Source organism: Neobacillus sp. BP17 (genome assembly GCF_059579525.1).
The window spans coordinates 4,126,471-4,148,657 of the sequence record NZ_CM184198.1 but is presented as its reverse complement, the minus strand read 5'-3'; the positions used below and the strand labels follow the sequence as shown (position 1 = coordinate 4,148,657).

At 40.1% G+C, this 22,187-nt stretch carries 20 protein-coding genes; 19 read left to right on the top strand and 1 reads right to left on the bottom strand.

What is annotated here, in order from left to right:
* Nucleotides 1-21: 21 nt before the first annotated feature.
* From bcd to AC4QJR_RS20150, 16 genes are all read left to right on the top strand, one after another.
* Entirely contained in the window at nucleotides 22-1,125 is a 1,104-nt protein-coding gene (bcd, locus tag AC4QJR_RS20225) for a branched-chain amino acid dehydrogenase (RefSeq protein ID WP_098574908.1), read from the top strand.
* Between the two features lie 106 nt (nucleotides 1,126-1,231).
* Nucleotides 1,232-2,335 carry a butyrate kinase gene (buk, locus tag AC4QJR_RS20220; protein ID WP_496523992.1) on the top strand — a complete coding sequence of 368 codons (1,104 nt, stop codon included), beginning with the start codon at nucleotides 1,232-1,234 and terminating at the stop codon, nucleotides 2,333-2,335.
* Nucleotides 2,336-2,356: 21 nt separating this feature from the next.
* Nucleotides 2,357-3,778, top strand: coding sequence for a dihydrolipoyl dehydrogenase (lpdA, locus tag AC4QJR_RS20215; protein ID WP_496523991.1), 1,422 nt, complete (start codon nucleotides 2,357-2,359; stop codon nucleotides 3,776-3,778).
* A gap of 39 nt (nucleotides 3,779-3,817) precedes the next feature.
* Entirely contained in the window at nucleotides 3,818-4,813 is a 996-nt protein-coding gene (locus tag AC4QJR_RS20210; RefSeq protein WP_251457144.1) for a thiamine pyrophosphate-dependent dehydrogenase E1 component subunit alpha, read from the top strand.
* A 12-nt stretch (nucleotides 4,814-4,825) separates the two neighbouring features.
* Nucleotides 4,826-5,809, top strand: a complete 984-nt coding sequence (locus tag AC4QJR_RS20205) for an alpha-ketoacid dehydrogenase subunit beta (protein ID WP_496523990.1) — start codon at nucleotides 4,826-4,828, stop codon at nucleotides 5,807-5,809.
* Between the two features lie 64 nt (nucleotides 5,810-5,873).
* On the top strand, nucleotides 5,874-7,181 hold the full coding sequence (locus AC4QJR_RS20200) for a dihydrolipoamide acetyltransferase family protein (protein WP_496523989.1): 1,308 nt from the start codon (nucleotides 5,874-5,876) through the stop codon (nucleotides 7,179-7,181).
* 126 nt (nucleotides 7,182-7,307) lie between these two features.
* Nucleotides 7,308-9,206: a methylmalonyl-CoA mutase family protein gene (locus AC4QJR_RS20195; protein ID WP_496523988.1), complete on the top strand. Its 1,899-nt coding sequence runs from the start codon at nucleotides 7,308-7,310 to the stop codon at nucleotides 9,204-9,206.
* Nucleotides 9,187-11,385, top strand: coding sequence for a methylmalonyl-CoA mutase (gene scpA, locus AC4QJR_RS20190; RefSeq protein WP_496523987.1), 2,199 nt, complete (start codon nucleotides 9,187-9,189; stop codon nucleotides 11,383-11,385). The genes AC4QJR_RS20195 and scpA overlap by 20 nt, the downstream gene beginning before the upstream one ends.
* A complete protein-coding gene (gene meaB / locus AC4QJR_RS20185) occupies nucleotides 11,385-12,506 on the top strand; it encodes a methylmalonyl Co-A mutase-associated GTPase MeaB (RefSeq protein WP_496523986.1) in 1,122 nt (373 codons plus the stop codon). The genes scpA and meaB overlap by 1 nt, the downstream gene beginning before the upstream one ends.
* 104 nt (nucleotides 12,507-12,610) lie before the next feature.
* Nucleotides 12,611-13,048 (top strand): BrxA/BrxB family bacilliredoxin, encoded by a 438-nt coding sequence (locus tag AC4QJR_RS20180; RefSeq protein WP_098574899.1) that lies wholly within the window; start codon nucleotides 12,611-12,613, stop codon nucleotides 13,046-13,048.
* Between the two features lie 123 nt (nucleotides 13,049-13,171).
* A complete protein-coding gene (locus AC4QJR_RS20175) occupies nucleotides 13,172-14,338 on the top strand; it encodes a M20 family metallopeptidase (protein WP_496523985.1) in 1,167 nt (388 codons plus the stop codon).
* 210 nt (nucleotides 14,339-14,548) lie between these two features.
* A complete protein-coding gene (locus tag AC4QJR_RS20170; RefSeq protein WP_098574897.1) occupies nucleotides 14,549-15,325 on the top strand; it encodes a transporter substrate-binding domain-containing protein in 777 nt (258 codons plus the stop codon).
* Nucleotides 15,326-15,387: 62 nt separating this feature from the next.
* On the top strand, nucleotides 15,388-16,047 hold the full coding sequence (locus tag AC4QJR_RS20165) for an amino acid ABC transporter permease (protein WP_098574896.1): 660 nt from the start codon (nucleotides 15,388-15,390) through the stop codon (nucleotides 16,045-16,047).
* On the top strand, nucleotides 16,040-16,762 hold the full coding sequence (locus AC4QJR_RS20160; protein WP_251457127.1) for an amino acid ABC transporter ATP-binding protein: 723 nt from the start codon (nucleotides 16,040-16,042) through the stop codon (nucleotides 16,760-16,762). The genes AC4QJR_RS20165 and AC4QJR_RS20160 overlap by 8 nt, the downstream gene beginning before the upstream one ends.
* 308 nt (nucleotides 16,763-17,070) lie before the next feature.
* The gene (locus tag AC4QJR_RS20155; protein WP_375375671.1) at nucleotides 17,071-18,066 is read left to right on the top strand and encodes an aromatic acid exporter family protein; all 996 of its coding nucleotides are present in this window, start codon (nucleotides 17,071-17,073) and stop codon (nucleotides 18,064-18,066) included.
* 23 nt (nucleotides 18,067-18,089) lie between these two features.
* Complete coding sequence (locus AC4QJR_RS20150; protein WP_257148538.1) at nucleotides 18,090-18,602, top strand: L,D-transpeptidase; 513 nt, start codon at nucleotides 18,090-18,092, stop codon at nucleotides 18,600-18,602.
* Between the two features lie 41 nt (nucleotides 18,603-18,643).
* Here the strand turns inward: AC4QJR_RS20150 and prli42 are convergent, their stop codons facing one another.
* The gene (gene prli42 / locus AC4QJR_RS20145; protein WP_155928433.1) at nucleotides 18,644-18,742 is read right to left on the bottom strand and encodes a stressosome-associated protein Prli42; all 99 of its coding nucleotides are present in this window, start codon (nucleotides 18,740-18,742) and stop codon (nucleotides 18,644-18,646) included.
* 162 nt (nucleotides 18,743-18,904) lie between these two features.
* Here prli42 and mce point away from each other — a divergent pair, with 162 nt between their 5' ends.
* From mce to AC4QJR_RS20130, 3 genes are all read left to right on the top strand, one after another.
* Nucleotides 18,905-19,318, top strand: a complete 414-nt coding sequence (mce, locus tag AC4QJR_RS20140) for a methylmalonyl-CoA epimerase (RefSeq protein ID WP_496523984.1) — start codon at nucleotides 18,905-18,907, stop codon at nucleotides 19,316-19,318.
* A 1-nt stretch (nucleotide 19,319) separates the two neighbouring features.
* On the top strand, nucleotides 19,320-20,870 hold the full coding sequence (locus AC4QJR_RS20135) for an acyl-CoA carboxylase subunit beta (RefSeq protein ID WP_496523983.1): 1,551 nt from the start codon (nucleotides 19,320-19,322) through the stop codon (nucleotides 20,868-20,870).
* A gap of 142 nt (nucleotides 20,871-21,012) precedes the next feature.
* The gene (locus AC4QJR_RS20130; RefSeq protein ID WP_375375674.1) at nucleotides 21,013-22,134 is read left to right on the top strand and encodes a tripeptidase T; all 1,122 of its coding nucleotides are present in this window, start codon (nucleotides 21,013-21,015) and stop codon (nucleotides 22,132-22,134) included.
* The last annotated feature ends 53 nt before the right edge of the window (nucleotides 22,135-22,187 follow it).

The window sequence follows — 22,187 nt, the reverse complement described above, 5'->3', positions numbered from 1 at the left end:
CATTTGAGGAGGAATTTTTACATGGAAATTTTCAAATACCTGGAACAATACGATTATGAGCAAGTGGTATTCTGTCAGGATAAACAATCAGGATTAAAAGCAATTATTGCTATTCATGATACAACCCTAGGGCCAGCTTTAGGTGGAACACGGATGTGGACGTATGCATCTGAAGAGGCTGCCATTGAAGATGCACTCAGACTTGCTAAAGGAATGACTTATAAGAATGCAGCGGCTGGGCTAAATCTTGGCGGTGGTAAAACTGTTATCATCGGCGATCCAAGAAAAGATAAAAATGAAGAAATGTTCCGTGCATTTGGCCGTTACATTCAAGGATTAAACGGAAGATATATTACTGCAGAAGATGTCGGTACAACAGTGGCTGATATGGATTTAATTCATGAAGAGACAGATTTTGTAACTGGAATTTCTCCAGCGTTTGGTTCATCTGGTAATCCATCCCCAGTAACAGCATTTGGTGTATACCGCGGTATGAAAGCAGCTGCGAAAGAGGCATTTGGATCGGATTCTCTTGAAGGAAAAGTAGTGGCTGTTCAAGGTGTTGGAAATGTTGCTTATACACTTTGCGAATATTTACATGAAGAAGGGGCACAGCTGATTGTAACTGACATTAATAAAGAGGCAGTTAACCGTGCGGTTGAAGCATTTGGTGCTCTAGCTGTTGATCCTGATGAAATTTATGGTGTGGAATGTGATATATATGCCCCATGCGCACTCGGAGCAACGATTAATGACGAAACCATTCCACAGTTAAAAGCAAGAGTGATTGCTGGTTCTGCGAACAATCAATTAAAGGATACCCGTCACGGTGATATTATTCATGAAATGGGTATCGTTTACGCCCCGGATTATGTAATTAATGCTGGAGGTGTAATCAATGTGGCAGATGAATTGTATGGTTATAACCAAGAGCGCGCAATGAAAAAGGTTGAGCAGCTATATTCCACCATTGAAAAAGTAATTGAAATTTCAAAACGTGACGGCATTCCAACTTACGTAGCGGCAGACAGGATGGCAGAAGAAAGAATTGCAAGAATTCGTAATTCAAGAAGCCAATTTCTCCAAAACGGTCATCATATTTTAAGTCATAGAATATCAAGATAACAACCTTTGACAAAAAATAGTATTTGGAAAGCGCTGAATGGGAATTCAGCGTCTTTGCCTTTCATGGGGCAATTAGGTTGAAAAATAAAATTGGAGGTCAAATACGTTGCACGATAATGAATATCGGATTCTCGTCATCAACCCAGGCTCGACATCCACGAAAATTGGGGTTTTCGATAATGATATTTCTATTTTTGAAAAAACAATTCGTCATGATTCTGAGACAATCAACTCTTTTGCAAATATTATTGATCAATATGAATTTAGAAAAACAACAATTTTGGAAACAATGGATAATGAAGGGATCAATTTTTCCAAACTATCGGCTGTATGTGCACGTGGGGGATTGCTGCGTCCGATCGAAGGGGGTACCTATGCAGTTAATGATGTGATGTTAGCAGATTTACGGTCTGGTTATGCAGGGCAGCACGCATCCAATCTTGGCGGGATCATTGCTTATGAAATTGCTTCTGGTTTAAATATTCCTTCTTATATCGTTGATCCAGTTGTTGTGGATGAGCTTGAACCAATTGCAAGAATATCTGGATTTTCCTTAATTGAACGGAAAAGTATTTTTCATGCATTGAATCAGAAGGCCGTTGCAAGAAGAGTTGCCAAGGAGTTAGGAAAAAGATACATCGACTTAAACTTAATTGTAACCCATATGGGTGGCGGTATTACAGTGGGTGTCCATAAGCAAGGGAAGGTCATTGATGTAAACAATGGTCTTCATGGGGATGGCCCCTTCAGTCCAGAACGATCCGGTACCGTTCCTGTTGGGGATTTAGTGTCCCTTTGTTATTCTGGAGAATATTATCGGGAAGAAATTATGAAGATGCTGGTTGGTCAAGGCGGCCTTGTAGGTTATCTTGGCACCAATGATGCGGTAAAGGTAGAGCAGCGAATAGCAGCAGGCGACAAAGAGGCAATGCTTATTTATGACGCAATGGCTTATCAAGTGGCTAAAGAAATTGGGGCTGCTAGTGCTGTTCTCTCTGGAAAAGTGGATGCAATTGTTCTAACTGGGGGCCTCGCATACGGGAAAGGATTTGTGAAATCTATTACCGATAGAATCAATTGGATTGCTGATGTAATGGTTCAACCGGGTGAAAATGAACTACAAGCACTTGCTGAGGGTGCGCTTCGGGTCTTAAGAGGCGAAGAAGAGGGAAAAATTTATCCTGGGAATTTTAAAACAGTTAAAATTTAAGGTTATGGGGAGGAAAAAAGAGTGGCACAAGAATATGATTTGGTAGTTCTTGGCGGGGGAACTGGCGGCTATGTCGCCGCTATTAGGGCCTCACAGCTTGGTTTAAAAACAGCGATTGTTGAAAAAGGGAAACTTGGCGGGACATGTCTGCATCAAGGGTGTATACCAAGTAAAGCACTGCTTAGGAGTGCTGAGGTTTTTGCAACTGCAAAGAATAGTGAGGATTTCGGGGTTATTACTAGTGATGTATCAATAAATTTTGCTAAAGTACAAGAAAGAAAAAATAAAATTATTGACCAACTTCATAAAGGTGTACAACATTTAATGAAACAGGGTAAAATCGATGTCTATGAAGGAATAGGCAGAATCTTAGGACCGTCCATTTTTTCTCCTATGCCAGGAACTATTTCAGTTGAAATGAATAACGGGGAAGAAAACGAAATGCTTCTTCCTAAAAATGTGATCATTGCAACAGGTTCAAGACCAAGGACCCTTCCAGGTCTTGAGATTGATCGTGAATATGTCATGACATCTGATGAAGCATTGCATTTAGAAACACTACCTAATTCTATTATTATAGTTGGTGGTGGCGTAATTGGAATAGAATGGGCGTCCATGCTTCATGATTTCGGTGTTGATGTAACAGTTATTGAGTATGCTGACCGTATTATTCCGACAGAAGATAAAGAAATTTCAAAAGAAATGCAGCGTTTAATGAAGAAAAAAGGAATTAAACTGGTAACAAGTGCAAAAGTCCTCCCTGAAACAATGGTAAAGGACAATGGTGTTACGATTTCTGCAGAAGTAAAGGGTACAGTGAAAGAATTTAAAGCTGAAAAAATTCTTGTTTCTGTAGGTCGTCGGGCAAATACAGAAGGAATTGGCTTAGAGAATACAGAAATACAAGTAGAGAATGGTTTTATTGCAACAAATGAATTCTTCCAAACAAAAGAATCACATATTTATGCGATTGGCGATGTAATTGGGGGATTACAACTTGCCCATGTGGCATCGCATGAAGGAATCATTGCTGTCGAACATATTGCCGGAAAAGATCCTTCGCCAATGCAGTATCATTTAGTTTCTAGATGTATCTATAGCAACCCTGAGGTTTCTAGTGTGGGAATAACAGAAGACCAAGCGATAGAAAACGGTCATAAAGTCAAAACAGGGAAGTTTTCTTTCCGAGCGATTGGGAAAGCGCTTGTGTTTGGAGAATCGGACGGATTTGTGAAAATTGTTGCGGATGAAGAGACCAATGATATTCTAGGGGTGCATATGATTGGACCACATGTAACTGATATGATTACGGAAGCAGGACTTGCGATGGTATTAGATGCGACCCCTTGGGAAATTGCACATACAATTCATCCACACCCAACTCTTTCAGAAGCCATTGGTGAGGCAGCACTTGCCGTTGATGGGAAAGCGATTCATTCTTAAGTGATTTTTTTCATTCGAACATTAGGAGGTAAGAAATAGATGACAGAAAAGCGTCATGATGCTTTAGGTTTAAATGACGGAAAAGTATTGGAAATGTACGAAACTATGCTATTGGCACGCCGTATTGATGAGCGGATGTGGTTATTAAACCGTGCCGGGAAAATTCCCTTCGTTATATCCTGTCAAGGGCAGGAGGCAGCACAAGTAGGGGCTGCATTTGCGCTTGATCGTGAAAAAGATTATGTTCTTCCGTATTATCGTGATATGGGTGTGGTCTTAACTTTTGGTATGACTCCGAGGGAATTGATGCTTTCAGGATTTGCAAAAGCGGAAGACCCTAACTCAGGCAGCAGGCAAATGCCAGGTCACTTTGGCCAAAAGAAAAATCGGATTGTCACAGGTTCTTCTCCTGTAACAACTCAAGTTCCACACGCTGTTGGTATTGCCCTTGCCGGGAAAATGGAAAGAAAAGATCTCGTAACTTTTGTAACTTTCGGAGAGGGCTCTTCTAACCAAGGGGACTTTCATGAGGGCGCCAATTTTGCAGGTGTACATAAACTTCCTGTTATTTTTATGTGTGAAAATAACAAATACGCAATTTCCGTTCCAATCGAAAAACAATTGGGGTGTGAAAAAGTTTCCGACCGTGCGATAGGTTATGGTATGCCAGGGTTCACTGTTGATGGAAACGATCCACTAGAGGTTTATAAAGCAGTGAAGGAAGCAGCAGAGCGAGGTCGACGCGGAGAAGGACCAACGTTAATTGAAACCATTTCTTATCGTCTAACGCCGCACTCTTCTGATGATGATGACCGTTCCTACCGTGCACCAGATGAGGTTGCCAAAGCAAAAACCCAAGATCCAATTATTACCTTTGGGGCATATTTAAAGGAAACAGGTGTCATGGATGATGCGTTAGAAAAAGAAATTAATGACCGCGTAATGAAGCTTGTCAATGAGGCGACAGACTATGCAGAAAATGCACCGTACTCTGCACCTGAAGATGCGCTGAAATTTGTTTATGCGGACTTGTAAGGGGGATGAAACATGGCGATAATTTCATATATTGATGCCATTACAATGGCAATGCGAGAAGAAATGGAAAGAGATTCAAAAGTTTTTGTCCTTGGGGAAGATGTTGGGTTAAAAGGCGGGGTATTTAAGGCAACCCAAGGATTATATGACCAATTTGGGGAAGACCGAGTCATTGATACACCACTTGCTGAATCAGCTATTGCTGGCGTAGGAATTGGTGCAGCGATGTATGGCATGCGTCCGATTGCCGAAATGCAATTTGCTGACTTTATCATGCCGGCAGTGAATCAAATTATTTCAGAAGCAGCGAAAATCCGCTATCGTTCCAATAACGACTGGAGTTGTCCGATGGTTATTCGTGCTCCTTATGGCGGTGGTGTTCATGGTGCACTTTATCATTCCCAATCCGTTGAGGCAGTATTTGCAAATCAGCCTGGATTAAAAATTGTTATGCCATCCACACCTTACGATGCAAAAGGTCTGTTAAAGGCCGCTGTCCGTGACAATGACCCAGTTTTATTTTTCGAGCATAAGCGGGCGTATCGATTAATTAAAGGTGAGGTACCTTCAGATGATTATACCCTGCCAATAGGAAAAGCAGATGTAAAGCGCGAGGGAGAAGATATTACCGTCATTACGTATGGGCTATGTGTTCATTTTGCCCTTCAAGCAGCGGAAAAATTAGCGAAAGATGGTATCTCCGCTCATATTCTTGATTTGAGAACTGTCTATCCTCTGGATAAAGAAGCCATCATTGAGGCGGCATCGAAAACCGGTAAAGTTCTCCTTGTTACAGAGGACACTAAAGAAGGCAGTATTATTAGTGAAGTTGCTGCAATTATTGCAGAAAATTGTTTATTCGAATTAGATGCGCCAATTATGAGATTAGCTGGACCAGATGTACCAGCTATGCCATACTCGCCAACAATGGAAAAATTCTTTATGGTAAATCCTGATAAAGTCGAAAAAGCGATGCGTGAACTAGCTGAGTATTAAAACGAAAGCCCTGGCAACTGAAAGGGGTTAGGCGCCAGTGCTTGACAATAGGAGTGTGTAAATAGTGGTAATTGAACAAATTAAAATGCCTCAGTTAGGGGAGAGCGTAACCGAAGGTACGATCAGCAAATGGCTTGTATCTGTAGGAGATAAAGTAAATAAATACGACCCCCTGGCAGAAGTAATGACAGATAAGGTAAATGCGGAAATTCCATCCTCCTTTACAGGTGTAATAAAGGAACTAATTGCTGAAGAAGGGGATACCTTAGCCGTTGGGGAGCAAATTTGCACGATAGCGTTGGAAGGTGGAACAACTGAAGAGGTTCCCGAAGAAGCACCTGCTGCAGCTGGCACAAGCACACCATCAAATACTCCAGAAAATGTGGAAAAAGCTGATCATGGCAACAAAGCACGTTACTCGCCTGCTGTCCTTAAAATTTCTCAAGAACATGGCATTGATTTAACTAGGGTGTCAGGCACCGGTGCAGGCGGGCGAATTACGCGGAAAGATCTCTTAAAACTAATTGAATCAGGTAATATTCCTGAGGCAGGACAAGATGTTAAACCAAAAGCTGAGCCTGAAGTTACCAAGGTACCAAAACAAGCAACGGTTCAGCCAGTTGCCCAGTCAACGGCACCTGCTCAAGCTGTGAATATTCCAGTAGCCGTTGGCGACATTGAGATTCCAGTCACAGGTATTCGTAAAGCAATTGCCGCAAATATGCTTAGGAGCAAACACGAAGCACCGCATGCTTGGACAATGATTGAAGTGGACGCCACGAATTTGGTGGAGTACCGTAACTCAATAAAAGATGAATTTAAGAAAAATGAGGGCTTTAATTTAACTTTCTTTGCATTCTTTGTGAAGGCTGTTGCACAAGCGTTAAAAGAATTCCCACAAATCAATTCTATGTGGGCAGGGGATAAAATCATTCAAAAGAAAGATATCAATATTTCCATTGCAGTGGCAACAGATGACGCCCTATATGTTCCTGTCATTAAACAGGCCGATGAAAAAACGATTAAAGGGATTGCACGTGAAATATCTGAGCTTGCAGTCAAAGTGAGAACCGGGAAACTAAGATCTGAAGACATGCAAGGCGGAACCTTCACGGTGAACAATACGGGTTCTTTTGGATCTGTTCAATCAATGGGTATCATCAATTATCCTCAAGCAGCTATTCTTCAAGTGGAGTCTATCGTCAAACGGCCAGTCGTCATGAATAATGGAATGATTGCTGTTCGTGATATCGTAAATTTATGTATGTCTCTCGATCATAGAGTATTAGATGGCCTCGTTTGCGGACGTTTCTTACAGCGAGTGAAGGAAATACTAGAAAATACTTCAAAATCAACGACTTCGATTTATTAAAACAAAACAACCGCTACCAAGCATGGAAGCGGTTGTTTGTTTTTAGATTGCTTGAAATGTGTTTGTGCCATAAAATAGTTGTAGGTAGAATTATTTGAATTTTAATTCAATTAAGTCGAGAGGGGGATGAGAAGTTTGAATAATTTAAAGAACCAGTCTTTTCCTTCAATATCAGAACAAGCATGGACAGAAAAGGCAGAGCAATCCTTAAAAGGAAAATCGGTTGAATCTTTACAAACTACTACATATGAAAACATTATTTTGAAACCGCTTTATACTCGTCAAGATGAGTGTCAGGTACCGGAATACCCAGGAGGTTCGGATTTTAGAAGAGGGATCTATCCATTAGGTTATCTGACAAATGATTGGAAGGTTGCCCAAAGACTATCCTTTCAATCGGTAGAAGATCTGCAGGCGAAACTCAAACAAGCACTTATAAAAGGACAAACAGCCATTTCATTTCATGTCTCGAAAAGTCTCCTAAGTGGGAAGCAAAACTTAGTAAAAGTTTTAGGAGATTCATATAAGAGATATCCATTTTCAATCGACGCTAAAGAATTACAATCCACTTTTCTATCTGAATTAGAAGGAATAGTAGAACAAGAAGATGCTGGAGAAAAAATCAGTGGATACATTGGTTCAGATCCAGTTGCCATTTTTGCTAAAGAAGGAGTTATTTCAGAAGCATTTCTAAAAGACTGGGGTAAAAACATTAGTAAATCGGCTGTAAAGTTTCCTAATTTACGTACAATTCTAATTGATACTAGTGCCTATCATAATGGTGGTGCAAGTGCAGCTCAAGAACTGGGAATTGCAATAGCTGAGGGGATATTCTATCTCGAACATCTTCAGGATTCAGGCATGGATTTAGATACAATTTTTACAAAAATGATTTTCCAATTCTCCATTGGCAGCAATTTTTTCATGGAAATCGCTAAGCTTCGAGCTGCCCGAGTCCTATGGAGCCGTGTGAGCAGTGTTTATGGAGCGAATGAAGATAGTTCCAGGATGAATATTTCTGTTGAAACTTCCACTTACACAAAAACTATACATGACCCATATGTTAACCTCCTAAGGGCTGGAAATGAAGCTTTTGCGGCCGTGGTTGGGGGTATTCAATACCTGCATGTGAGTCCTTTCGATGAACTCACATGTGTCACGTCGATTTCGGATAGAATTGCTAGAAATACTCAATTGCTTTTGAAAGAAGAAGCACATCTGCAAAAGGTTATTGATCCTGCAGGAGGTTCTTGGTATGTGGAGCATCTAACCAATGAACTTGCCGAAAAAGCTTGGGGATTTTTTAAACATATTGACGGACATGGAGGCATGTTAGAAGTACTAAAATCCAAATGGCTGCAACAAGAAATTGCAGCGGTCTCTGAAAAAAAGATCCATGATATCCAAACAAGAAGGAAAAGTATTGTGGGAACAAATGTCTACGCCAATCTTGATGAAGTGGTTACATATAAAAACCTGCCAGAGAAAAATTCATATTTTGCAAATGATGAAAACTCATTAATAAATATAGAGGCTATTCCAAATCGTAGATTGGCAGAACCATTCGAAGAATTACGAAAAAAGTCAGCAAATCTCGAAGGAAAAGTAGGATCTAAGCCCACTGTAGGTATGATTTGTCTCGGGGGACTAAAACAGCATAAAGCAAGGCTTGATTTTATGAAGGGGTTTCTCGCAGCCGGAGGTTTGGAAGCACTTATAAGTAATTCCGTTTTAACTGTTGAGAATGCCAGACAATTCGTATTAGAACATCCTGCAAGCCACTATTGCTTATGCGGAACGAATGATCAATATGAAATAATTGGACATGACATTCTAAAGATTCTTAAAACTGAATATCCTGAGCGGTCTTTTTACTTAGCTGGACTGCCAGAAAAAGAAAAACAGGATCTGTGGATGGACGAAGGTATTAAGCAGTTTATCCATGTGAAAAGCAATTGCTATGAAACGCTGTTGTCCATTCTAAGTGAGTTGGAGGTGGGTAAGGTTGAAGAAACAAAAGCCTGATTTTCAAAATATATCCTTATTTGAAGAACAGAAATTTATCACCAAAGAAGAGTGGCAGCAAAAAGTCGATCAAGAAATAAATGGTGCGATCGATGATTTACTGTTTGAGACGAATGAACAAATCAGTCTAAAACCGCTTTATACAAAAGAGGATCGTAATGATCTACCGCATATTGATGATCTTCCCGGGCTCCCTCCTTATACAAGAGGTCCGTATCCAACCATGTATGTCAACCGTCCCTGGACAGTTAGACAATATGCAGGTTTTTCAACAGCTGAGGAAAGCAATGCATTCTATCGTAGAAATCTAGCAATGGGACAAAAGGGATTATCAGTTGCTTTTGATTTAGCCACACATCGCGGCTATGACTCCGATCATCCACGAGTAGTTGGTGATGTCGGTAAAGCAGGTGTTGCGATCGATTCCATTCTTGATATGAAGACATTGTTTGAGGGAATACCATTAGACCAGATGTCTGTATCAATGACCATGAACGGGGCAGTTCTGCCGATCCTTGCCTTTTTCATCGTGACTGCTGAAGAACAAGGTGTAAGTCAGGAGAAACTGGCTGGTACCATTCAAAATGATATTTTAAAAGAATATATGGTTCGAAATACCTATATATATCCACCTGAAATGTCTATGAAAATAATAGCAGATATCTTTGAATATACGTCCAAACACATGCCAAAGTTTAATAGTATTAGTATTTCCGGTTATCATATGCAGGAGGCGGGAGCACCAGCTGATTTAGAGCTGGCATACACTCTTGCAGATGGTTTGGAATATGTACGTACAGGTCTTAAGGCAGGTATTGATATCGACTCATTTGCACCAAGATTGTCCTTTTTCTGGGCAATTGGGATGAATTACTTCATGGAAGTAGCTAAAATGCGCGCTGCTCGATTGATTTGGGCAAAAATGATGAAATCATTTTCTCCAAAAAACGAAAAATCATTAGCGTTACGGACACATTCGCAAACATCCGGCTGGAGTTTGACTGAGCAAGATCCATTTAATAATGTCACTCGTACCTTGATAGAAGCACATGCTGCTGCAATGGGACATACCCAATCATTGCATACGAATGCCTTGGATGAAGCAATCGCACTGCCAACCGATTTTTCTGCACGGATTGCCCGTAACACACAATTATTTTTGCAAGAGGAGACGGGGATTACTAATGTCATCGATCCCTGGGCAGGTTCTTACTATGTTGAAAAATTAACCGATGAATTGGTTAATAGAGCTTGGTCACACATTGAAGAAATTGAAAATCTAGGTGGTATGGCCAAGGCAATTGAAACTGGCCTTCCAAAGATGAGAATTGAAGAAGCTGCAGCCAGAAGACAGGCACAAATCGATTCTGGGAAGGAAACAATCATCGGTGTCAATCGCTATCGACTAGAAAAGGAAGAAGCGATTGATATTTTGGATATCGATAATACAGCAGTTCGTTTAAAACAAATTGAAAAATTAAATACATTGAAAGCTGATCGAGATGAGAAGAAAGTAAAAGAATCGCTTACTGCATTAACGAATGCGGCGGAAACGGGTGTACAGAATTTATTAGAATTGGCTGTCCAAGCAGCAAGGGCGAGAGCCACACTTGGAGAAATTTCCGATGCAATTGAACAAGTGGCTGGCAGACATAAGGCAGTAATTCGTTCGATCAGCGGCGTTTATAGCACAGCTTTTAGCAATGAAGAAGAAATCGATGCAGTGAAAAAAATGACGGATGAATTCTTAGAAAATGAAGGCAGAAGACCAAGAATACTGATTGCCAAAATGGGTCAGGATGGCCACGACAGAGGTGCCAAAGTTATTGCTACGGCCTTCGCTGACCTTGGCTTTGATGTCGATATTGGGCCTTTATTTCAAACTCCAGCAGAAACAGCGCTGCAAGCGGTTGAAAACGATGTTCATGTGATTGGGATAAGTTCGCTTGCCGCAGGTCATAAGACGCTTCTCCCGCAATTAGTCGAGGAATTAAATAAACTCGGCAGAGATGATATTTTGGTCGTGATTGGCGGGGTCATTCCGGCGCAGGATTATCAATTTTTATATGATCACGGTGCTTCAGCTATTTTTGGACCGGGGACGATTATTCCAGTTGCCGCACAAAAAGTCATCAAAGAGATTTATCACAAACTCGGTTATGAGGAAGTGTCACAATAATGACTCTTGACCAAAAGCCAGAATGGAGCGATCCAAACCAACCAGATAATTGTTCAAGTGTAATAAGAAAAGGTCAGGAGCTTGAAGAACAAACGGAATCCATCCAACCAAATATCCGTTTTCAAAAGCGGAGAAATTCTGAACCGACGGTAGAGGAGCTTTATGAAGGAGTAATAAGGGGCGATAGGAGTCTTTTAGCTAGGGCGATTACGCTTGTTGAGAGCAATGCAGAGCAGCATTTTCAAAAAGCACAGCAACTCCTGCAGAAACTCCTGCCTAAAAGTGGCCAAGCTATTCGAATTGGAATAACTGGTGTCCCCGGTGCAGGGAAAAGTACTTTTATTGAGACCTTTGGTACGTACCTTTGCAGCTTAGGACATCGAGTAGCCGTATTAGCCATTGACCCAAGCTCAAGCATAAGCGGTGGCAGTATTCTTGGTGACAAGACAAGGATGGAGCATTTAGCAAGGAACCCTCGCGCCTTTATCCGTCCTTCTCCAACTGCAGGAAAACTAGGCGGGGTTCATCGGAAGACGAGAGAGGCGATGTTAATTTGTGAGGCAGCCGGTTTTGATGTCATCTTAATCGAAACTGTCGGGGTTGGGCAAAGTGAAGTAATTATTAGAGATATGGTAGACTTTTTCATGCTGTTAGTTCTTACCGGTGCGGGCGACGAATTGCAAGGGATGAAGAAAGGGATTATGGAATTGGCTGATGCCGTCCTAGTTCATAAAGCAGATGGGGAGAACAAACCAATCGCTGAGCAGACGAGAAAAGAGTATAACCGTATCCTTCATTTTCTTCATCCAGCCACAAAGGGCTGGGCTACTAAAGCTTATACGTGTTCTTCGTTGACTCAAGAGGGGATAAGTGAGGTATGGAATGTAATACAGTCTTTTGAGCAAAAAGGTAAAACATCAGGTGTGCTAGTTGAAAGAAGAAGAATTCAGGCGAAGGAATGGCTCTATTCGATGATTACTGACCAACTTCAATTTCATTTCTTTCATCATATTGGAGTGAAAAGTGCTCTATCTACTTTAGAAAATGAAGTAATTGCTGGTGAAAAGACAGTGGCTACAGCTGTAGATGAGTTATTTACTATTTATTGGAAAGAAAAGTGAAGCGGTCATTAAATTCTTCTAAAGTATTAAGATGCTACATTTGAAAAAAACATATTTTTACTGTTAATATGTAAGTATAGTCATAAATCTAAGGAGTGAACTTAATGAGCATGGATTTTAATTTCTTTATGAATGATGTTGTGAAACAGGCACGACAAGAAATCGTGTCTGCCGGATATAAAGAATTGACAACACCTGAGGAAGTGGAAGCAGCACTTGATCAAAAAGGGACTACTTTAGTCATGATTAATTCCGTATGTGGTTGCGCTGGAGGCGTGGCGCGTCCAGCAGCAGCACATGCCCTGCATTATGATAAGCGCCCTGATCATCTTGTCACTGTTTTTGCAGGACAGGATAAAGAAGCAACTGAAAAGGCTAGAAGCTATTTCACTGGTTATCCACCATCCTCACCCTCATTTGCCCTTTTAAAGGACGGTAAGATTATATCAATGGTGGAAAGACATCAAATAGAGGGCTATGACCCTGCAACCGTTGTATCTAAACTTCAAAATGAATTTGATCAACATTGTGAAGAGGTATAATAAATGAATACGAAAAGAGCCATATCATAAGATTTGGCTTTTTTTCTTGTCGAAATGAATTTTTTAATGTATATTTATTAATTATTTCGCAATTTTAATCATAATAAAGAGGAGTATTTCATCATGAAGGATGTATTAAAAAATTATTTAGAAAAAATTCAAAATAGATTATGGGAGATAAGTGATACACTATACTATCATCCTGAATTAGGTGATCAAGAATTTGAATCTAGTAAACGGTTAATAGAGTTCCTAGAAGAACATAATTTTGTCGTTGAAAAGGGAATTGTTGGCAGGCCGACATCGTTTAAAGCCGTTTATGATAGCAAAAAGGATGGACCAACAATTGCATATTTATCTGAATATGACGCGTTACCTGAGGTTGGGCATGGGTGCGGCCATAATTTGATAGGAACCATGAGTGCTGGGGCTGGAGTGACTTTAAGTAAAGTGGTAGATGAAATTGGCGGACGTGTGGTTGTCTTAGGAACACCCGCTGAAGAAACAAATGGTGCCAAAGTGCCGATGGCTGAACAGGGCATTTTTAATGATATCGATGCTGCAATGATTTTACATCCTGCTGATGAATCCTATGAAAGTGGTGAATCTCTAGCAATGGATGCGATTCAGTTCGATTTCCGAGGCAGGACCAGTCATGCGGCGGCTTCCCCAGAGATGGGAATTAATGCACTTGATGCAGTCATTCAATTATTTAATGGGATCAACGCGCTCCGTCAACATGTGACTTCAGATGTTAGAATCCATGGAATTATTAAAGAAGGCGGAGTAGCAGCGAATATTGTCCCAGATAAAGCCGTAGCACAGTTTTATGTTCGTGCCAAAGATCGCAGCTATCTAAATGAAGTGGTTCAAAAGGTAATTGGTATTGCAAAAGGGGCATCTTCGATGACAGGGGCAGAGGTTCACATCGAAAATTATGAACTTAGCTATGATAATATGGTGACCAATCAAACACTTTCCCAGCTATTTACTGCCAATCTGTTAACTACCGGTGTGAAGCAAGTAAAGAAAGCGAAAGACTCATACGGTTCCATAGATATGGGAAATGTCAGTCATGTTGTGCCAGCCGTTCATCCTTATATTGGTCTTGATTCACCTGGATTAATTGCTCACACAAGGGAGTTTGCTGACTTAACCATCACCGATAACACCCACGAGATTCTTTCAAGAGGAGCTTTGGCCCTCGCTTTAACTGGATATGATTTAATAACTAACAAAGAAGCATTGGAAAAAATGAAAAATGAATTTAGTCAAACAGTATTAAGTTAACTGTATTTTTAAAAGCATCTCTTTCTCATTGAGGTGCTTTTTTATATGGATATTAATATTATTTTAATATAATTAGGTGCAGAATCTTTAGAATATTTTTATATTAGGAAAATATCTTTTCAAAATAAATTCTATGTGTTAATATTCGTTTTGTTGAATAAAAATTCAAATCAAAGAAAGCAGATATTACATATCATAGGAGGATAAATCATGAAAAAAACAATATTATTTTTTACGATGATTTTAACATTAGTGGCTTTGGCTGCTTGCGGTCAGAGCAATAAAGACGGGGCAAATGGAGAAAAAACAGCTGATAAGAAAGTACTAACGATGGCTACTTCAGCAGATTTTGCTCCATTTGAATCAAGAGACCCATCAGGTAAGGTCGAGGGCTTTGATATTGATTTAGCTAATGCCATTGCTAAAGAATTAGGTTACACACTAGACATAAAAGACATGAAGTTTGATGGGTTAATCGGTGCATTACAGGCAAAACGTGTGGACATGGTACTTGCTGGTATGTCTGCAACTGAAAAGCGTAAGCAAAATGTTGATTTCTCAACAGCATATAACCATTCAGGTGAGATGTTTATCACGCTAAAAGATTCTAAAATTAAAACAATCGATGATCTTAAAGGAAAAACAGTTGGAGTACAGTTGGGAACCATTCAAGAAGAGGGTGCAAAAACTCTTCAAAAAAAGGTTGATTTTACACTGAAGCCATTAGATAATGCAACAACATTAATTCAAGAACTATTATCAAATCGAATCCAGGTTGCTTATATGGATAAATCTGTTGCAACAGGATATATCAAGGAACAAGGTTTAGCCGGATTTGATGATCCGACAACAAGCTCTCCAGGAATGGCCGTTGCTTTTCCTAAAGGCAGTGACTTAACTGAAAAAGTAAATAAAGTTCTTAAAGACTTAGAAGAAAATGGAAAACTTCAAGAATTAAAGGACAAGTGGTTAAAAGACCAGCAATAAGCATAAACTTAATTTCAACAAGACTAGTGCTGCAAAGAAAATTATAAAGTGAGGTGTAAGGCATGAATTTGGATTTTAGCCAAATTGTGCCTTATATTCCTTTTATTTTAGAGGGAATATGGGTTACATTAAAATTTGTTATTATTTCTATTATATTAGGTTTTATTCTTGGAACAATTTTAGCTCTATGTAAAATATCACGAATTAAAGGATTAAATTGGTTTGGGGACCTATATACATCTATTTTTCGCGGGACACCATTAATTTTACAATTGATGTTAATCTACTTTGCCATTCCGCAATTAACGGGTTATGACATTTCACCATTTTTATCATCCATCCTTGCGTTTGGCTTAAATTCATCAGCATATGTTTCAGAGATTATCAGAGCCGGAATTCAAGCGGTTGATAAAGGTCAGACCGAAGCAGCCCAAGCATTAGGAGTTCCTTATCGTCTCATGATGAAGGACTTGATATTACCACAAGCACTAAAAAATATTTTACCTGCACTTATGAATGAATTTATAACCTTAACCAAAGAATCAGCCATCGTCTCGACGATTGGTTATTTAGACTTGATGCGCCGTGCGCAGGTTGTTGGAGCGGATACGTATCGGAATTTTGAACCACTAATTTTTGTCGGTTTCATCTATTGGATTTTAGTAATGGTGCTGACTTTGGCAGGTAAACGGTTTGAACGGAGGCTGAAGTACAGTGATTAAAGTGGAAAACCTCTATAAGCAGTTCGGCAATCACGAAGTATTAAAAAATATTTCAACAAATATTGATAGTGGAGAAGTTGTCTCGATTATTGGGCCGTCGGGTTCTGGTAAATCTACCTTTCTTCGCTGCTTAAATTTATTAGAGACACCAACCAAAGGGAAAGTTTGGATTAATAATCAAGAGCTTACCGATAGCAAAACGAATATCATGAAAGCCCGTGAACAAATCGGTATGGTTTTTCAACACTTTTATTTATTTCCACATCTGTCGGTTTTGGATAACTTAACTTATGCACCGATGAAAGTAAAAGGCGAATCGCGGGAACTTGCTGAGAAAAAAGCCCGGGAATTGCTTGCGCGCGTTGGTCTTACTGATAAAGAGAAAGCCTTTCCGAATAATTTATCAGGTGGGCAGAAGCAGCGCGTAGCGATCGCTCGAGCACTTGCGATGGAACCGAAGTTAATGTTATTTGATGAGCCAACATCCGCACTTGACCCTGAAATGGTAAAAGAAGTACTTAATGTTATGAAGGATCTTGCACAATCAGGAATGACCATGGCCATTGTTACCCATGAGATGGGCTTTGCGCGCGAAGTTTCTGATAGAATAATCTTCCTAGATGATGGGGTACTACTAGAAGAAGGATCTCCAGAGGAATTCTTTAATAACCCTCGGACTAGCAGAGCGAAGGACTTTTTAGAAAAAGTATTGTAGAAAATCACAATCTTAAATATAAGACATTCTTGCAAAAGAATGCTTTAATAAGGATATGCTAAAGATGGTCTTAACGATCATCTTTTTATTTTTATGCTGTGTTAAACTAGTCTGTTGATTTCCGTTCCAGGCACTTCGCTTTCCGCGGGCGTGCCGGGGAGCCTCCTCGGCGCTTTTAGCGCCTGTGGGGTCTCCCCTGCCCCGTACTCCCGCAGGAGTCTTCGTGCCTTCCACTTCAATCAACCGTGTGTCAAAATCAACATTAATCTTTAACACAGCCTATTTTTTAATAATTTGGAGAGGTACCTATGAAATTTCGGATTGGATATCGGACAATTAAAACAGCTATTGGGACAGCCATTTCAATTTTACTTGCTCAGCAAATAGGACTGCAGAACTTTGCTTCTGCAGGAATACTGACCATATTATGTATCCAGGTGACAAAGCGGAGGTCGTTCAGAACAGCATGGGCTCGCTTTTTAGCCTGTGTATTAGCAATGCCTTTTTCTGCCGTTTTTTTTGAGCTAATCGCTTATCATCCAATTGTAATTGGGATTATGTTATTTTTCTTTATCCCAACGATTGTCATGTTGAAGGCTCCTGACGGAATTGTGACAAGTAGTGTTATTATTCTACATATTTATATGGCAAAAAAAATAACCTTGGCCATTTTTCTAAATGAGCTTGGGGTAATCACGATTGGTATTGGGGTCGCATTACTTATTAATCTTTATATGCCGAGCGTTGAGAAAAAACTAAAGGATTATCAAAGTGAGATTGAGGAGAATTTTAGAATCATCTTCGTTGAAATGGTACGTTATTTACGGACTGGGGATAGTAATTGGGATGGTAAAGAGATTACGGTTGGTGCGCGTCTACTTGATGAAGCGATAGCCATAGCCCTTCAGGATGTTGAAAATCATTTTTTACGAGATGAGAATATATATTTTCATTATTTTAAAATGAGACAAAAGCAATTTGAAATTATCGAACGTGTCTTACCAATTGTCACTTCCCTTACCCGGACGGTAAAGCAAGGGCATATGGTAGCGGAGTTTCTGGAAGAACTTTCTGAAAATGTCCATCCTGGAAATACAGCTTATATATATCTTGAAAAATTAAGAGAAATGAAAAAGGAATTTGAGGAAATGGAGCTCCCAAAGACAAGAGAAGAATTTGTAACGAGGGCAGCTCTGCTGCAGTTGGTAAATGAAATGAACGAATATCTAATTATTAAAAGTTCATTTAAGGGAATAAAAACAGCGGTTAAAGTGAATGAACAGAAGGAGATTGAAGCAAACTAGGAAAAAAAAGGCAGGTGGCTGCTTTGATAAAAATTTTATCGCCAATCCTGATTGCTTTTTTCATGTCACCACTTTGGCCTTTGGGGCCAAACCCTATGCCAGGTGATCCATTTCTTATTGTGAATAAAAGTAAAAATGAAATGGCTTTTATTAATGAAAACAAAGTACAAACGGTTGTAAGTGTCGGAACGGGAAAAACACAAGAGCTGACACCTGAAGGTCTTTTCACCATTACAGTAAAGGCCAAAGAACCTTATTTTCGGAAAGGGAATATCCCTGGAGGAGATCCTAAGAATCCACTGGGAGCGAGGTGGATTGGCTTTGATGCAAAGGGAACAGATGGAAGAATCTATGGCATCCATGGAACGAATCAGCCTGCTTCAATCGGCAAATATGTCTCTCAAGGCTGTATCCGCACTCAAAATGAAGTGGTTACCTCACTATATCCGATCATTCCATTAGGAACAAAAGTATTAGTTATTTCTTCAAAAAAATCATATGAGACACTAGCAAAAGATCATGGAGCAATTAAATAGGAAAAGGGACTGTTCAAATGGAAACAGTCCCTTTTTTTATATTATGACAGAAATTGACCAATTCCAATGAGTAGTGTTGAGGCAAGCATAGCAAATAACATTAAATAAACAATGATTTTTCTCGTTTTCTTACTTTTCAAAATGGGTACCTCCCTTAACTGATTGAAACTTTACTTATATTGTACAAGGAAATGCAAAAATGAACAACGGAACAACTAAGTAATTAAGGAAGGATTTATGAACTTTTTAACGAATAAGATTATTGTCGAATAAATTTTAATTTTTAGAACAGAGGGGTAAAAATGATTAAAAAAGTCGACCATATTGGGATTGCAGTGAAGTCTCTTGAGAAAACGCTTTCTTTTTATACCGATGTGTTAAATCTGCCTTTGGTAGGGATCGAAGAGGTGGATACTCAAAAGGTAAGAGTTGCCTTTTTACAGGCAGGAAGTACTAAGCTTGAACTGCTTGAGCCCACTTCAGAGGAAAGTACCATTGCCAAATTTATCGAAAAACGCGGTGAGGGAGTCCACCATGTTGCCCTTGGGGTGGATTCGATCGAAGAAAGAATTCGCGAAATGAAGGAAAAAGGGATACGTATGATTGATGAGCAGCCAAGACCTGGGGCTGGTGGGGCAAATATTGCTTTCATGCATCCAAAATCGACATCTGGGGTTTTATTCGAGCTTTGTGAGAAGAAAGGGATGAAGGGGTAAAATGATAGACATCTATGAAAAAATAAATGAGTTGTATGATAAACGTCGTGAGGTTGAGTTGGGCGGCGGCGATGAGAGAATTGAGAAACAGCATCAAAAAGGCAAATTGACTGCTAGGGAAAGAATCGATCTTTTAGTAGATAAAGGCACATTTTTTGAACTAAATCCTTTCATTGAGCACCGTACAAATGATTTTGGTCTAGATGAGCAAAAGGGGCCAGGGGACGGAGTGGTGACTGGTTACGGAAAAGTAAATGGTCGGCCTATTTATCTTTTTTCCCAAGATTTTACTGTTTTTGGCGGAGCATTAGGGGAAATGCATGCCAAGAAGATTGCTAATGTCATGGACTTAGCAGCGAAAAATGGAGCCCCTTTTGTCGGTTTAAATGATTCCGGCGGGGCACGCATTCAGGAAGGCGTTGTCTCATTAGATGGGTATGGACATATTTTTTACCGAAATGCAATTTATTCCGGTGTCATTCCGCAAATCTCGGTAATTATGGGTCCATGTGCGGGCGGTGCTGTCTATTCACCAGCGATTACTGATTTTGTATTTATGGTGGAAAAGTCGAGTCAAATGTTTATTACTGGACCTAAAGTCATTGAAACAGTGACAGGTGAGAAGATTTCAGCAGAAGAATTGGGTGGGGCGAATGTCCATAGCTCCATTAGTGGAAATGCCCATTTTCAGGCTGATTCAGAAGAAGTGGTGTTACAAAACGTCCGCAGGCTGTTAAGCTATCTTCCGCAGAATAATGAAGAGAAGGCTCCTAGGTTTGAGGTAAAGGATGACGAAGATTATCGTCCGGATTTAATGGATGTTATTCCATTTGATACGGTTCGTCCGTATGATGTCCGCAATGTCATCGACCAAGTGGTTGACGAGAGCAGTTTCATGGAAGTTCAAAAGGATTTTGCTAGAAATATCGTGGTTGGATTTGCGCGAATTAAAGGTGAATCTGTAGGTCTTGTTTGTAATCAGCCAAAGGTGATGGCTGGCGGCCTGGATATCGATTCTTCTGATAAAGCGGCGCGATTTATCAGAACCTGTGATTCTTTTAATATCCCAATCATCACTTTTGAGGATGTGACAGGCTTCTTCCCTGGAGTCAAGCAGGAACACGGTGGAATCATTCGCCATGGGGCAAAAATCTTATTTGCTTATTCCGAGGCGACCGTTCCGAAGTTAACAGTGATCTTAAGAAAAGCTTATGGCGGTGCCTATGTTGCGTTAAACAGTAAATCAATTGGTGCTGATTTGGTATTTGCCTGGCCGAATGCTGAAATTGCAGTTATGGGACCTCAAGGAGCCGCTAATATTATTTTTGCGAAGGAAATTAACAATAGTGAGAATCCAGAACTGACAAGACAGCAGAAAATTGATGAATACCGTGAAAAGTTTGCCAATCCCTATGTGGCAGCGAGCAGAGGAATGGTCGATGATGTGATTGACCCACGCGAAACTAGAATGAAAATTGTCCAAGGCTTAGAAATGCTTAGAACCAAAAAAGAGTCAAGGCCATATAAAAAACATGGGAACATCCCGCTGTAATTAAACTCTCTTTTAACCTTTTTGGATGTGCTCTCTATCATTTGATGATACTTTTATTAAAAGGTATACTAAAATAGGAAAAGCGAAAGCGGCATTGGCGCTTAGAGCTGGACAATGAGTACATAATTGGAGGTTCAATATAATGGTTAATCAGGAACGTCTATTGAATGAGTTTTTAGAACTTGTGCAAATTGACTCAGAAACAAAATTTGAGACCGAAATTGCCAAGGTGTTAAAACAAAAATTTACAGAACTTGGTCTTGAAGTGTTTGAAGATGATACGACTGCGGTGACAGGGCATGGTGCAGGCAATCTGGTTTGTACGCTAGCGGCAACTAAAGAGGGCGTTGACCCGATTTATTTTACTTGTCATATGGATACTGTTACACCAGCTAAAGGTGTAAAACCTTCTATAAAAGACGGCTATGTGGTTACGGATGGCACAACAATCTTAGGTGCCGATGATAAAACTGGAATTTCTGTTATGCTTGAAACCATCCGTCAGTTAAAAGAACAAAACATCCCGCATGGTCTGATTCAATTCGTGATTACTGTTGGGGAAGAGTCCGGTCTTGTCGGTGCAAAAGCACTTGATTCCTCACTGATGAAAGCAAAATTCGGTTACGCATTGGATAGCGATGGCCTAGTTGGTAATGTAGTTGTAGCTGCTCCAACACAAGCAAAGGTAAAAACCGTTATTTACGGAAAAACAGCTCATGCAGGTGTTGCACCTGAAAAAGGTGTTTCCGCGATTACGATTGCAGCAAAATCGATTGCGAGGATGCCATTAGGAAGAATCGATCACGAAACAACGGCTAACATTGGACGCTTTGAGGGTGGTCAAGCAACCAATATCGTTTGTGACCGTGTGGATATTTTAGCTGAGGCCCGTTCTCTGATTCCTGAAAAAATGCAAGCGCAGGTAAGCAAAATGAAGGAAGCATTTGAAACAGTGGCAGCAGAAATGGGCGGCAGAGCCGAAGTTAATGTGGAAGTCATGTATCCAGGATTTAAATTTGGCGAAGGCGACCATGTTGTCGAAGTGGCTCGTAAGGCTGCTGCAAAAATCGGCCGTAGTTGTGAGCTTCAGCATAGCGGCGGCGGCAGTGATGCAAACGTATTTGCTGGCTTTAATATTCCAACTGTCAATCTAGCTGTTGGCTATGAAGAAATTCATACAACCAATGAACGCATGCCAGTGGAAGAATTGTATAAGCTGGCAGAAATGACACTTGCTATAATCGATGAAGTGGCAAATCAATAATCTTATGGAGGAGAACCTAACCGCGGTTCTCCTTTTTGATATACTAAGAGAAG